At 43.5% G+C, this 14,637-nt stretch carries 12 protein-coding genes; 2 read left to right on the plus strand and 10 right to left on the minus strand.

Going from position 1 to position 14,637, the window contains the following annotated elements; genetic code table 11:
• Positions 1 to 28 precede the first annotated feature (28 nt).
• From QLH52_RS19315 to QLH52_RS19360, 10 genes are all read right to left on the minus strand, one after another.
• Complete coding sequence (locus QLH52_RS19315; protein WP_319962626.1) at positions 29 to 1,426, minus strand: glycosyltransferase family 4 protein; 1,398 nt, start codon at positions 1,424 to 1,426, stop codon at positions 29 to 31.
• A gap of 49 nt (positions 1,427 to 1,475) precedes the next feature.
• Complete coding sequence (locus tag QLH52_RS19320; protein WP_319962627.1) at positions 1,476 to 2,675, minus strand: glycosyltransferase; 1,200 nt, start codon at positions 2,673 to 2,675, stop codon at positions 1,476 to 1,478.
• Between the two features lie 62 nt (positions 2,676 to 2,737).
• Positions 2,738 to 3,751: a glycosyltransferase family 2 protein gene (locus QLH52_RS19325; RefSeq protein WP_319962628.1), complete on the minus strand. Its 1,014-nt coding sequence runs from the start codon at positions 3,749 to 3,751 to the stop codon at positions 2,738 to 2,740.
• A 4-nt stretch (positions 3,752 to 3,755) separates the two neighbouring features.
• Positions 3,756 to 4,748, minus strand: coding sequence for a class I SAM-dependent methyltransferase (locus tag QLH52_RS19330; RefSeq protein ID WP_319962629.1), 993 nt, complete (start codon positions 4,746 to 4,748; stop codon positions 3,756 to 3,758).
• A gap of 12 nt (positions 4,749 to 4,760) precedes the next feature.
• Positions 4,761 to 5,999 (minus strand): ABC transporter ATP-binding protein, encoded by a 1,239-nt coding sequence (locus QLH52_RS19335; protein ID WP_319962630.1) that lies wholly within the window; start codon positions 5,997 to 5,999, stop codon positions 4,761 to 4,763.
• A 43-nt stretch (positions 6,000 to 6,042) separates the two neighbouring features.
• The gene (locus QLH52_RS19340; RefSeq protein ID WP_033158989.1) at positions 6,043 to 6,861 is read right to left on the minus strand and encodes an ABC transporter permease; all 819 of its coding nucleotides are present in this window, start codon (positions 6,859 to 6,861) and stop codon (positions 6,043 to 6,045) included.
• A 63-nt stretch (positions 6,862 to 6,924) separates the two neighbouring features.
• The gene (locus QLH52_RS19345; RefSeq protein ID WP_033158988.1) at positions 6,925 to 7,497 is read right to left on the minus strand and encodes a tetratricopeptide repeat protein; all 573 of its coding nucleotides are present in this window, start codon (positions 7,495 to 7,497) and stop codon (positions 6,925 to 6,927) included.
• Positions 7,498 to 7,517: 20 nt separating this feature from the next.
• On the minus strand, positions 7,518 to 8,741 hold the full coding sequence (locus QLH52_RS19350; protein ID WP_319962631.1) for a glycosyltransferase family 4 protein: 1,224 nt from the start codon (positions 8,739 to 8,741) through the stop codon (positions 7,518 to 7,520).
• A gap of 56 nt (positions 8,742 to 8,797) precedes the next feature.
• Positions 8,798 to 9,751 (minus strand): glycosyltransferase family 2 protein, encoded by a 954-nt coding sequence (locus QLH52_RS19355; protein ID WP_319962632.1) that lies wholly within the window; start codon positions 9,749 to 9,751, stop codon positions 8,798 to 8,800.
• A 36-nt stretch (positions 9,752 to 9,787) separates the two neighbouring features.
• Complete coding sequence (locus tag QLH52_RS19360; RefSeq protein WP_319962633.1) at positions 9,788 to 11,026, minus strand: hypothetical protein; 1,239 nt, start codon at positions 11,024 to 11,026, stop codon at positions 9,788 to 9,790.
• A gap of 260 nt (positions 11,027 to 11,286) precedes the next feature.
• Here QLH52_RS19360 and xrtA point away from each other — a divergent pair, with 260 nt between their 5' ends.
• Complete coding sequence (xrtA, locus tag QLH52_RS19365) at positions 11,287 to 12,810, plus strand: exosortase A (RefSeq protein WP_319962634.1); 1,524 nt, start codon at positions 11,287 to 11,289, stop codon at positions 12,808 to 12,810.
• 152 nt (positions 12,811 to 12,962) lie between these two features.
• Positions 12,963 to 14,363 (plus strand): mannose-1-phosphate guanylyltransferase/mannose-6-phosphate isomerase, encoded by a 1,401-nt coding sequence (locus QLH52_RS19370; protein ID WP_171694834.1) that lies wholly within the window; start codon positions 12,963 to 12,965, stop codon positions 14,361 to 14,363.
• Positions 14,364 to 14,637: the final 274 nt, after the last annotated feature.

A 14,637-nucleotide genomic window follows, 5' to 3' on the forward strand; every position in this document is an offset into this window, starting at 1 on the left:
CGTTTGGCCTAATATGCATGATTGGTTTTTATGACCTTACATGCCCGCCAAGTATTTTATAAATATACTTGGTGATGCGGTATACATTACTGTTTTGCAGTCGCTCAAAAAAACCTTCCAATTCAATAAGTCTGGAATTGTGGGCTTCGAGCTTTAAGTTTAGCGCAGCATTTTGCGCGATAAGATGAAAGCAGAGCTCCAAGGCCGGGTCGGATTTTTGCCGATCATTATTTTTTTTCAGTAATTCAGAATATAAAGCTATAAAATTATCGATAAAGCATTCCCAGGAAAAGTTTTTTTCAACTATTTTTCTTCCGGAAATCTTTAAATTATTAGAGAGCTCAGGATCTTCAATAATTCTCAAAGTCTTTTGCGCTATAGCTTCATAATCCCCTATATCGACCAAAAAACCGTTTTCACCATCCACAATTACGTCCTCAGAACCTCCACAACGTGTTGACACGGTAGGACAGCGTGCTGCAAGGGCCTCAAGGCAGACGCCGGCAAGTCCCTCGAATATCGATGTGATGAGTATGACGCTGAGTTGCGGCAACAGGGCAGGAACGTCCTCTCTTTCGCCTAGGAAATGGAAATGGCTTGGATTACGAGAACGGCAAATTTCGTCTTCGACTAGCTTTTTTAGAGTTTTATCATCTGGGGGGCCAATGATTACAAAATGCGCCTCCGGATTTTTTTCGGAAATAAGTTTGGCCGCTCGCACAAATGTTAAAGGATCTTTCTGATCGCATATCCTGCCAACGAAGCCGACTATCGGGTAATTACTATTAATTTTTAATAAATCGCGTAAGTTTGGTTCGCCGCTTTGGGATAAGGTTTTATGATCAAACTCGTCTATCTTGAGCGCGTTCAAAATGACACGCGAGGAAATCCTGGGGTCTCCTTCAAAAAATTTCAAAGTACGCCTACTCACCCCTACCAAAGTATCGCAAAGAGCGGCGTAAAGCGCTCTAATCGCTTGATCGGATAAGTTGTAGGCCTTTAGCAGCGTAGGAGTGGTATCGATATCGAAATTACTATGTACATGCCAGATATGCGGAATATTGGCCATTTTTGCCGCTAAAGCGCCATCGAATGGGTAGACAGTATTGGTATGAACTATATCGATTGCTTCGTCTTTAATGATCTGTAATACCGCTTGTGCTCGTTCGATAGTACCTGCAAGGTATAGATTGATGCCGGCGTTGTTTGAGCCAGGGAATAAAATGCTCGGGATAATATAGGTTTTTATGCCGATAGCATTTAAACGGGTCACGAGCTCCCCGTCTTCGGGCAATACCACGATGGATTCAATACCCCTGTCCCGGTAGGAGTCCGAGATTTGTAACAACAGTCGCTCGACGCCGCCCATCACGGTGGCACCGTGTTGTACAAATAGAATTCTTTTGGGTTTGTACGGCGTAATCATTTGGGGTTGGTCGAATCACGAAAAGTGTCGGAGTATGATCAAATTAAATTCATTTAGTACTGTTTAGCCGCCAACCAAAATGTCGGTTGTAACTGAATTTTACAAACATTTTTATCCTCGTAATAACGCTTAGTTTTTTTGGTGTAATTAGCGGGATAGAGTCTATTATCTCTGTAATTCTTTTGTTGGTTGCATCTTCGGAATATTTGTCTTTAATGAAGTTATACCCATTGATTGACAGCTTTTCGTAAAACTGTTCATCTCTGCTAACTTTTAAGACAAGTTCCGCAAATTGATTTGAGGTTTCTGCGACTAAAATATTTTCATTGTTAGTTAGCCCAAACCCCTCAGCACCTATTTGGGTGGTCACTACTGGTATACCGTAACTCAACGCTTCACCTATTTTACCCTTCATTCCTCCGCCAAAACGTAGTGGGGCGATAGATATGTGAGCGTTACGGTAATGTTCTTCCAGATCTTCAATAAATCCACGAATAAAAATATTTTCAGATTGTAGTTCTAGAACCGACTCTGGTGGGTTTGGCCCGACTACCTCCAATTGGAAATTAGGATTGACTTCTAATATTTTTGGAAAAATTTCTTTGCAGAAATAATGAATGGCATCAATATTCGGTTCGTGTTTGAAAGCACCAACAAATAATAATTTGGTATAAGGTGGAGTGCGCAAGAGCCGTTCAGGAATCTTATGGATATTAGGCAAAATACAGGTTTTTATATTGGAAATATCTTTTTTAAGCAGTAAATCATCATCAATCGTTACAGTGATAGTCATATCCGCTCTGGCGTAGGCTGAAAGTTCTTGATTTTTTATAGTTTCAGCGTATTTAAAATCAGCGGAGTCTTTAGTTAAGTTGGCCTTTGAAAAGAATCGGTTATACGTAATGTCAACTGAGTCAACTAAAATACGGGCCTTCGGTTGAAAAAATCTAACAAAATCAATATAGCGATTAACGTAATGAAAATATTCGAAAATAACAATATCGAATTTTTCGATTCTAAGGGTGGTTAATACATCTGTAGTGCCGAGATGAATGCTAAGGTTTTTGAGTATATTTAGATAGCCTTGAACTGCTTCTTCTCCAATTTCTTCAACTTGTTCATTTAAGTTGAAGGGACAGATGGTAATCTGATGCGACTTCGATAAAATTTTTAAAAAAGTATAAAAACGAAGATCGGCGGATGCTCGGTCAGGCATTGGCAACCACATGCTTACTATTAGAATATTCATTTTTAATGTGTTAGTTGCTTCTGGAGTAAATTTAAAAAAAACGGCGATTGAAAATTGTGGTTTTATTTTTTTATGTTTAGTTGTCTAATTTTCTCAGGACAGTCGCCAAATCTGCTAAAATAATAGTCTCGAATTGCAATTAAAGTTGCTATATTTGCTGGTTTCGAAATATTGAGTTTGATTGTTTTGAGCCAAGTGGATAATGACCAAAGCAGACCTTTTATCAAAGGTAATTCAGGGTTGTATAAGGTAATGGGTGGTAAGAAAATATTACGCAATATGTGGTAGTTATCTTTGTGAAGTTTGAGTATGGCTTGATAAGTTAGATGTTTTTTTCCCCAGAGTAATTTATTTCTAGTCATGAAATAAATTACTAGCGGCGATTCGGCTCCACCGAAAGAAGAGGAGACTTTATGCCACAGCTTTGCATCAGGAACCACGAAACACTTATAACCTTTTTTTCGCGCACGGTAGCACCAATCAGTTTCTTCGTAAGTAAGAAAAAACTGCTCATCCAATAATCCTACATCCTTAAATGTGGCAGCAGATGCAAACAGTGCGCAACCAGTAATATAGTCCACTTCGTTTAAGTTGTTGAAGTTAATGTTGTCGGTTGAGCCATAACCTATATGTTCAAATCGATTGAATTGTTTTAGCCAACGACCGCCTGCGAACCATAGTGTGTTTGGCTTGTCGTAGAAGTATATTTTTGCACCAAGAATTGATTTATTATGTTGTTTTTGTTCTGAGGTTATGAGGGAATTAATTAAGTAGGGGTCGACAATAGTGTCATTGTTTAATAAAAATATATAATCAAAATTATTATCTATTGCCCAGCTAATTCCAACATTGTTTCCACCTGCGTAGCCTAGATTTGCGTTTGTCTGTAGAACTGTGGTTTGCGGATATTGTTTCATTATAGCTTCCACTGAGTCATCGTTGGAGCCATTATCTATCACAGCAGTTTGATAATTTTTATATTTTAATAATGTCAATGATTCAAGACATTCCAGCGTGTCTTTTTTTCCATTCCAGTTTAATATTAAAATAGCAACTTTTGGTTGGTTGTATGCCATATTTTTATTTGTTAGCAGCGAAATAAAATCCGGCTCTACCACCGGAACCTTCTCTATTTACACGTTCAGCTTCTTTTCTAAATTCATCCATTTGGGAGTTGGAAAAAATGCTGTTTTTAGGGTTGACTAGGTATGATCGCTCGTCAAAAAGCGGAATACCTACTTGATATTGTTCACTCGCTGCAAATTCAAATTCATCTGAGTCATAGATTGTATCAATCAAACGTAAACCAGCCTTTTCTCCAAGTAATTTTATGCTTTTGTTTGTATGAAGGTATAAGTGTCTTGGTGCATCTAATTCCACCCAGCTAGCACCATATTTTTCCCAAACATATGAAGACACTAGTGGTATCCGAACTAGACAAATACCGCCAGGTGATAGCAACTTGCTGGCGGCTTCAAGCTGAGATATTTGGTCTGGTATATGCTCCAGCGAGTGATGAAATGTGATGTATTTAAATTTCCCTTCCATTTCTAATAGGCTTTTTTTGTAGTAAGTTATTCCTTGTTCTTCTTTATCCATTTTAATGAATGGATCAATGCCAATTAGATTTTTAAAGCCAAATTTTTTTATTTCAATGAGCCAGTTTGAATGTTCTCCGCAACCTATGTCCAATATTGCGTCGTCGAAATTTTTAAATAGCGCCTTTTTGAGTAATGGTCCTGTTTTGTACCATTCATATGGTAAGTCTATGAATCTCGATAGTATTCTATTAAATTTAACACCTTTTCCGAACATCGCCGTTTTGCAGCGTTGTTTTTGTAGCCAAGTATAAATTTTAGAGGTTTTATCTGAAATAGGTTTTTGGTAGGAATAATAATTATCAGGATAAAATCTAGATAAGTTGCTAGGAATATCAGTGATTTGAAGGCATCCACAGTGAGAGCATTTGAAGTATTCGAATTCTTCGTTGGAACCAAACATCATTTCCTTTAATATAAAGCGTTGATGATTGTCTTTTGAGTCACAAATACGGCATTTAATGGCTGATTTCATGTGCTTTAATAATTAATTTACGGGGATCCATTGGGCATCTAAAGCGAAGAATCCATCCCGCATTGTTGTGGTTTGCGATTTTCCTAATTCTGGCATAACCTGGAATGTCAAAATATTCTCTGAATAAAAAATCGTGCGTGTAACTTTAGATGCTGTAACTCCAAGCCTTAAGGAATAAATGCCGGGTAGTAAAGGAATGTGTTTTAGAGTGCATTTAATTTGATGTTTTCCTGCCGCTAACGCCATTTCTGGAATCTCATTTTCACTATTGTGTGTTGTGAGATATAAAAAGTCTGTAGTATGCACTCCTAATCCAAAAGTTATATGTTCCAGTGGTGAAGTTAAAAAGAACTCTATAACTACATCAATGTTTCCTTTGTGAATAATTGATGATACTTCTTGTTCGTCTTGCGTGGTTAAATGCATTCGAATAAGTTCAAATTCTCCACTGCCTATTTGATTGTTCTTTGATAGTTGGCGAGATTCTTTAATTTGCTTGTTTATTTTTGTGTCACTTTGTGAGTAATATAGGTCGCATACTGTTTCAGGCGTGTCATCGCTTTGAATTTTGCCATGATCGAATAAAATAGCTCTTGTACATAGTCTTTCTATTTGTCTTATATTGTGTGAGACAATTAAAACAGTTTTTTTGTTGTGTTTTATAAGGTTTTCCATTCGATCAAAACACTTTCTTTGAAATGCTAGATCGCCGACTGACAATACTTCATCAACAATAAGAATATCAGCTTCCATACTAGTCGCAATAGAAAAACCTAATTTAACAGTCATTCCGGAGCTGTAACGTTTAACCGGTGTGTCAATAAATTGTTCTAGCTCGGAGAAATCAATGATTTCATCCAATTTCTGTTGAATGATTTTTTTGGGAATACCCAGGATGGCGCCATTAAGATAAATATTTTCTCGGCCGGTTAGTTCCGGATTGACACCGGCACCCACTTCAATCAACGGTGCTACGCTGCCTTTAACAATGACTTCGCCCTTGGTGGGTTTGCTGATATTGGCCAAGTGCTTGAGCAGAGTGCTTTTACCTGCGCCGTTATGCCCGATGATGCCGACTACTTCACCTTCATTGATGTGAAAATTGACATCGTCAAGCGCTTTGAAACGCTCGCGCTCGTGAACCGGTTGGAAGGCGAGGCGTCTCATGGTGTTTAAAGCGGTTTCCTTCAAACTGGTAAGGTGACCGAGTTGGTATTCCTTGGTGAGGTGGTTGACTTCTATGATGGCCATATATGCTAATTAATGATGTAATTTTGAAGTTTTTTGCCGAATCTTATATGACATCGGCGAACCAACTTTCCGCGCGCTTAAAAAACCAATAGCTGAACGGTAGTATTACCAAAATCAAAATTAACCCCGGATAAATTACATTTAAATCGGGCTCTGTTGCTCTAATTAAAACACTTTGAAATCCATCTATAATGCCCACTAATGGATTAAGTGTGTATAAAAAATACAGATCATTGGACCACTCGCCCGCTGCCTGTTCGATAACTAATTTCTTTTGTACCAAGCTCAACGGATAGATGACTGGGGAACCGTACATCAATAAAGATAATGCTATTGGTATTGCTTGAGCTATATCGCGGTAGTATACATTCATCGCTGCGCCAAAGAAGCTGATTGTTAAGGCGACTATCATCGTGTATAGCACGAAAGCCGGTATCCAGACCGCATGCAGAGTGGGCATGACATGATAATAAATCATCATGGCCGCCAATATCGCAAAACTGATAACTAATTCCACTAGTTTGGTAACCATCGCGGTTAATGGAAACACTTCACGCGGGAAATATATTTTTTTGATCAAATTGGCATTCGAAGTTACGCTATTGACGCCCTCAGAAACTGATTCCTGAAAAAATACCCAAGGTATTAGTGCTGCAAACGTAATAAGCGGATAAGGTAAGCCCCCGGTTTCTATGCCCACAAAACCCTTAACCAAGGTAAATACCAGCATTAACATAATAGGCTTTAATACAGCCCATAAAATTCCGAGGTATGCTTGCTTATAGCGGATAACGATGTTTTTCCAGGTGAGTGCGGCTATTAGCTCTCTGTAGGTATATAAGTTTTTGGCGATTCGTAACATGGGTATTTATTTTAACTGAATAATCCAATCGGTAGCGGTTAAGCTTTTAATTAGAGATGGGGATTATTTGAAATTCTTCATGCGTTTAAGCAATATTTTCGAGTTGGGGTTGTGTTCCAAGCCTTTTTCTAAAATGGTTTTAGCTTCTGCTTTCATGTTTTTTCTTTGATACAAACTGCTCAAGGCGGCATAAGGAAAAGAGTTATTTTTATCAAGCGAAATACTCTTTAAGTTGGCGGCAATTGCTTCATCAATTTCACCCATGAATTGGTAGGCTTGACCGACATCGTAAAATATTTTTGGCATTAACTTAAAAGTAGGCGAGGCGTGATCCGGTACATATAGAAGATCTCCCACTGCCGCGCGGTATTTAGACTGTTTTTCTGCCTCGTCATGGGTTCTGAAGGCTAAATTCATGGTGTGTAAGCCTGCGCAATAGTGGTGGATATGAATGAAGTCGTCGCCGAGCTTTCGGTTCCAGCTTTGGTAGTCAGGCGATTTTTGATCGGATGCGCGCGCCTTGCAGTAGGGTGGCAGGAAGGCGTAATCGGCGTCGGTTTTCGGATAGTCGGCTGCCGCATTCCGGATACAGGCAATAAATAGCAATGGAAGTAATCTGACTTTTTTCTGGCGCATGAATTTGCTTGAGTACTGTTTTATAAAAACTTTTGATATATGGACTGTATCGCTTCTGTGTGCTGCCGGACGTCGAAGGTGGCTAATGCTTTGGCCCGGGCGTTACTGGCCAACCGATTCATCAACTCGCTGGAGCGGTAAAACTTAAGGATAGACGCTGCCAAACTTTCCGCGTCACCGCTGTTAAATAACAGTCCGGTTTGATTATCTTCAACCATTTCCGCGCCGCCGCCATGGTTTGGTACGATCAATGGCCGGCCTAACGCCATCGCTTCGATGACGACCGTACCTAATGGTTCGGGGCTAGTGGATGCTGAGACCACAATATCCAGCGCTTTGTAGGCTTCTATCATGTCGCTGACGTGGCCGATAAAGTGGACGGTATCCGACAGCGATTCCTGTCTTACACGTTCTCTAAGCTCTCGTTCGTAAGGGATGCAGTCGTCTGGCGTTCCACCGACAATCAGCATTTTTAAATGGGGTACTTGGTCTTGCAGTATTTTAGCCGCGTCGATAAATAGTTGTTGCCCTTTCCAAGGAATAAGTAAGCCTACTAAACCTACGATAAAGATATTTGCAGGTAAATCGAATCGTTGCCTAAATAAGGAGCCACCTGCTTGGCTGTTCAGCTTATCCAAAGCGATGCCATCATAGACCACGCTAATTTTCTCGTCGTGCATGGCTAATTTTTCACGCATGCTGTTGGCAACCCAATGGGAGACGGACACAAAATGATCGGGTAGGGAATAAGCCCAGCGCGCTGAATGCGGTCCGTCAGGGTTGCCACGGACATGGCAAATACTGGGGATACGCAAAATCTTTGCTACCAAGAGTGCGGCTCTGTTACAAAGCGGCTCGTTATTGGCATGGATCAAGTCGGCTTTGAAACGCCATGCAGTCCAAAGCAAGTCGAGAAAAAACGGTAAAAAATTAAATAAATCGTCGCTTCTGGCTATCAGTTGATTGACGAAAAACCGCAGGGGAGACACCTTCGTTAACCATTGAATCGATTCCGCTTTTGCACGCCACGCCACGATGTCTATATGGCGGTCCGGGATGTGTTTCCATAAGGCTTCATCGGCAATCTCCCGATATTGCGGACCGCTGCGTCCTGTCACAACCAGAGGTAGAAAGCGATCACGATCAAGATTTCTGACTAAATGTCTCAAACAGATAATGGCTCCACCATAACCAATTCCGTTTTCGACATAGATAATTCTTTTTGGGAGGTTGTTGGTCGACATGAAATCAGAGTTTGGCAATATCAGCGTAGAAAGCGTTAAGGAATATTCTCATATACTCAGGATTTTGCGAATTTTTGTTTAATGATACGTAGCGCATTAATTAAGCTGGCTGGCAAGATACTGAAAATCAGATAGAGTAGATTGGTAAGTGTGAAATCCTGGGAGAGGCTTTTTTTAAAGGCCTCTCTGGCTTTGGCATTATTGCCGCCGCTGAAATACCAGTAGCCAAGCGTCCATTGCGCCTCCGCCACCAGACTATTCGGCGAAATGCCTTGAGCAGTTAGTTGGGACGAGGCAAAGTTTCGAATAGACTCCGTGACCTTGGTCAAGTCTATTAACATACCTTCGCTGGCTTGCGTGGCATTGTTGCCGTGCTGGCGGCGCAGCATCAAAATGTCGGGAAGGCACGTTACTGCGTGAAACGTGGCGATTTTTGCCCACAATTCCAAGTCCTCTCCATAGCGAATCTCGGTATTGAACATGCCTGCTTCAAGCAAGGTTTGGCGCTTCACCAAAACGGTACCTGTCGGTATAAAGTTTTTTTTCACTAACGCGGCAAGGGCGTTGGGAACTGGTTTTCCGGCCAGCTGTTGGAAATAGTCCAACATTTTATGTTTGGCTAACACCGATTGGGTTAGCAGTTGGTCGTCGTTGTCGATTTCCGTCATGTCGCCGGCAATCAGGTGGAGTTCCGGATTGGTTTGCAATGCTTGGATTTGCTTGGTGGTTTTGTCCACAGTCCATTGATCATCGGCATCCAGAAATGCAATCCAGTCACCGCTAGCCAATTCTATGCCTTTATTGCGCGCGGCGGATGGGCCTTGATTGGCTTGTTTGTGATAAATGACGGTATGGGCAAACGTCTTAAGGACTTGTTCGGTGTTGTCCGTGGAGCCATCATCCACCACGATGATTTCGTCAACTTTGCTGGTTTGCGCCTGGATGCTTTCGATGGCGGCACGAATGAATGTCGCGCTGTTATACGCTGGAATGACGGCGCTGATTTTCATTTTGGGCTAATCAAAATTTTCGATACGTTAGAATGGTTATAGACTGGTTTTGCAGATCAACCACGCCGGTACAATTAATCCGGTGCAATAACCGATCAGCGCTAATTTTCTGTGCCTATAGTATAGACGGTATAGAAATGCTCCGGTTTTGCGGTGCGTCGCAGCTAAGCTAATTGCTGGCCATTGACGCTGATTGAAATGATTAACGATATTGTCGGTTTTGTTTTGCAAGAATTCGCCGAGTTCCGGGGACGCCAAGAAGCGAACGTTGGGCAAATTCGCCCTGATTTGCCCTAAAAGATGGTCTAATCCACGTATCGCTTGTTGGCATTCGTCTTCCGAGCGCGTGTAATTGTAGCGATGTGTGGAAATACTCACAGGCAGGGCTTGGCGATAAGCCATTTCAGCTTCGGCAAACGCGCTGGCCGGTGTGTTTTTGCCGTCAACAGGTTCGTACATCACGTTGCGAACGAGGTAAAGTTGTGCGAAACGATTGGTATTGCCGACCCGTATCAGCGGAGGATCCTGAAAATAATGTCCGGTTTCATTGCGCCCGGTACAGCGGTAGCCGGCAGTTTGAATGGCGATGATATTTTGCTGTTGCCAACTTTGTTCGATCTCATCGTTCCATAAATAGCACGGGGCGACTGTGCTGAGGCTGGGATAGCCGAACATGCCGGTAAAACATTGCATGGCATTTGCGACCAGTGAATTGGCTTCCGCGGCGTCAATTGCCTGGGTAGGTAAATTGCGTCCGTCTACATAGTGGCCTTGTAGCGGCGAATCCAGTTTTTCCCAGTCCCACCAATCCTTGGTTGCGCGAGCGGTTGCCAGGCGCGGGTCTTGTTGCCGGCATAATTCCGCGAAGGCCTTGCCGTTCAGGTGTTCCATCCCATGCAGTTGCGGCACTAAAGTGTCTTGTTGTATGCCTTGTTGCAGTGCTGCAAAAATGGCCGGGAAGTCTTTGTCCAGCATGCGCCTGTGGTATTGGCCCGTGGATTCGATCTTTGCTAAATCCGGAACGGCTAACACCATATCGGCGGTAAGTATTGCAGAGCGGTTTACAGCGTCTTTGTGTTGAGCCAGCATGGAGAGCAGCTCTGTTAAACGGGCTGCGTGGAAGTCGCCACCCGGACCCCAGTCGTCGCTTTCGATTAAAACCGGCGTATCGGCAAAATAGGGCTCACGCCAGGTAGCGATAAATAAGGGTTTTTTCCACAGCCATAAGCCGGTAAGGCAGGCCAGCCAGAAACCTAAAAAAAACAGAACTACCATGGATTTTGTTTAATAATTAAAAAGCCTGAATATTGGGTCGACCAACGCGCTGAACTTTTATCGTAGCAGAGATTAGTGAACTAGCTGAAAACCACTGCGCAAACTTTAGATGTGGTCGACATAGCAGCAGGCTTATGATAACAGCGGTAAATAGCCATTCGCTAAACATTGGGATGAGTCTAGGCTCTGTAGCACATAGACGACGCGGGCGTTCGTAGTTGAGTAACCATAACAAAACTCTAAATAGCAGAGGAATTAGAATGTTAAAAGCTTTAGGACTGTCTGAACACTGGCGTAAACCACTGCTGGGCGTCGTGTTGGTTACCCTGGTTTCAGTAGCGGCTTTTTTTGAGACCTGGTCAGAAATTGTCGCTATTTGGTCGCGGTCAGACACATTCACGCACGGTTTTTTAGTGGCCCCGGTTAGTCTTTGGTTGATTTGGTCGCGCCGGGAGCTCTATCGAGATTTACGGCCGGTTTTTAGCCCGTTAGGTTTGCTGTTTATTATCGTTAGCGGATTTGGCTGGTTAATTGCGGATTTGGTGCATGTGGCGGTGATTCAGCAATGGGCCGTGGTTGGTGTTTTGGTCGGTGGTTTTTGGGCTGTGCTTGGCAGTCATACCGTCGCGCAAATGTTATTTCCGATAGTGTTTTTATTTTTGATGGTGCCATTCGGGGAAGCATTTATTCCGCCTTTAATGGAATACACCGCCACCTTTGTCGTTACGCTGATACGGCTGACCGGAATGAGTGTTTACCGGGAAGGCTTGTTTTTTACGCTAACCTCGGGTAACTGGTCGGTGGTAGAGGGTTGCAGTGGTTTGCGTTATTTGATTTCTTCGCTAACACTGGGTTCGGTCTATGCCTATCTCAATTACAGCAGCTACAACAAACGGACTATCTTCATTACGCTCTCCTTCTTGGTGCCAATTTTAGCTAACGGTCTGCGCGCCTATTTGATTGTGATGATAGGCCATTTCAGTAACATGAAACTGGCTGCGGGTGTCGATCACATCGTTTACGGCTGGGTGTTTTTTGGGATCGTCATGTTTGCGTTGTTTTATTTTGGCTCTTTTTGGCACGATTCGGATGCTGGGGTAGGGGCCGCATCGACCCTGGATTTGGCGGGTGACTCTAACCTTGCTGATGCTGCAACGATTTACAAACATTATTGGCCAGCCTTAACAGTAACCGCTTTATGCGTTTTTATTTGGCCCTTTGCGTCACAAGGCCTATCCGCACTACAGGCCGCCCACGTCGAGGTACCCGAGCGCTTTAGCAGTCCGTCTTTGCCTGATTGGCAGCCGGTTGCAGTGCCCGATTGGGGTTGGGAGCCCAATTTTAAGGGCGTGGTGGCGGATGCCAAAGTTTATTTAAGCGATGGTCAAACGATAGTCGGTATGTATTTTGCCAATTTTGGCGATGAAACCCAAGGCGGTGAACTGGTCAATTCGCAAAATTATCTGGTGCCGCAAAAACACCCGATATGGCGGATGCTGCATGACGACGTCATTGCCATGCAGTGGGCGGCCGATAAAAGCGGCGATATTGAAGAAGCGGTACTAAACAGTACGCATCGGAGTTTGTTGGTTGAGCGTTGGTATCGGGTTGGCAACAAAAATACCGCCAATGCCTATCTGGCTAAATGGTGGCAATTGCTGAAACGTTTGTCAGGTGATGCATCCGCTGAGTTGCTTGTCGTGATGTATACCGAAACCCCGGATGGAGATTACGATTTGGCCCGGCAAAAATTGAAACAGCTCGCGATAGCTTGTTGTGATTAAACGGCTGCGCCGAGCTTATTGTGACAATTCAATGAAAACGCAGGGGCAAATTTGCGAGTCAAATTACCTGATCCAAGGCTTGACCCCAGCAGTTACCTAAATGTTAGACTAGCTCAACCCATTTTCATTCAGCCCGTAAGGAAAACGACATTATGATCCCGGTAGTATTATCAGGCGGTTCAGGAACTCGGCTATGGCCTTTGTCTCGTGGTCAGTATCCCAAGCAATTTTTGCCATTGGTGTCCGGCAACACCATGCTTCAGGAAACCATTTTAAGGCTTGATGGCGTTGCCGGCTTACAAGCACCCATTGCGGTTTGTAACGAAGACCATCGATTTATGCTCGCAGAGCAAATGCGGGAAATCGGCATCAAACCGGCTGCCATTATTTTGGAGCCTGTCGGCAAAAATACCGCACCGGCCGTAGCGATGGCGGCATTAAGTGCACGCTCCGAAGACGATGTGTTGTTGATTTTGCCAGCTGACCATGTGGTCGGTAATCGTGCCGCTTTCCATCGGGCGGTGGTTCAAGCCGAACTGTTGGCGAAACAGGATCTTTTGGTGACGTTTGGCATCGTCGCAACCGAGCCGGAAACAGGCTATGGCTACATCAAGCGCGGCGATACCCGCCACGGTGAAGCCTATAAAGTTGCCGCATTTGTTGAAAAGCCCGATTTGCAAACCGCGCAGCGCTATCTGGAAAGTGGCGAGTATTTTTGGAACAGCGGCATGTTCGCTTTTAAAGCGGGTTGCTTTTTGCGTGAGCTGGAAAAATTCAATCCGGAAATGCTGGAAGTATGCAGGGAGGCTCTGCGGGCCGCTAAACCGGATATGGACTTCGTTCGATTGGATAAGCAGATTTTTTCGACGTGTCCATCAGATTCCATTGATTACGCGGTGATGGAGAAAACCGATAAGGCGGTAGTGATCCCGTTGGATGCGGAATGGAATGACGTCGGTTCTTGGTCCGCGCTTTGGGACGTAACGGATAAAGATGCAGCCGGCAACGCCATCAAAGGCGATGTGTTAACGGTGGATACTTGCAACTCCTATATTCACTCGGCTAATAAACTGGTAGCGGTGATCGGCGTGGATAATTTGGTAGTGGTCGAAACCGACGATGCGGTCATGATCGCCGCGAAAGATAGGGTGCAAGACGTCAAGGAAGTAGTCGATCAACTGAAAAAATTGAAACGCAGTGAAGCCAGCGTGCATCGTAAAGTTTACAGACCTTGGGGACATTACGATTTGGTCGATGCCGGTGAGCGCCATCAAACCAAGCGTATTGTCGTGAAGCCCGGCGCCAAATTATCAGTACAAAAGCATCATCACCGCGCAGAGCATTGGGTAGTTGTCAAAGGTACTGCCTGGGTAGATAAAAACGGTGAGAAAATTTTAGTCACCGAGAACGAATCGATTTATATCCCTTTGGGGGTTATTCACAGCCTGGAGAATCCGGGGGTGATTCCATTGGAAATGGTGGAAGTCCAGTCCGGCAGCTACCTAGGCGAAGATGATATCGTCCGTTACGAAGACCAATACGGCCGTATTTAACTCGGAATTGCTTGCTTATCGCCGCGTCTGTTTACGTGGCGCCTGGACTTGCATATTGTTTGAATTATCTGTCAGTAACTACTTTAAGCAGATGGTTTGCATCAATCCATCGTTTGATGTGTCATCAAAATTAAGTGCTTTTGTCTAAATTTACTGAAGTTCGCCGTTCAACGAAGAGCGGCGAAGGATTTTTTGTCAGCGTTTTGGTTTAAAGTTAGCCGTTTTATACCCGCCGAATAAAAAATTTGGTGCTTGCTTTATTCCGGAGTTGCTC

The sequence above is a fragment of the Methylomonas defluvii genome (genome assembly GCF_033949435.1).
GTDB classification, from domain to species: domain Bacteria; phylum Pseudomonadota; class Gammaproteobacteria; order Methylococcales; family Methylomonadaceae; genus Methylomonas; species Methylomonas defluvii.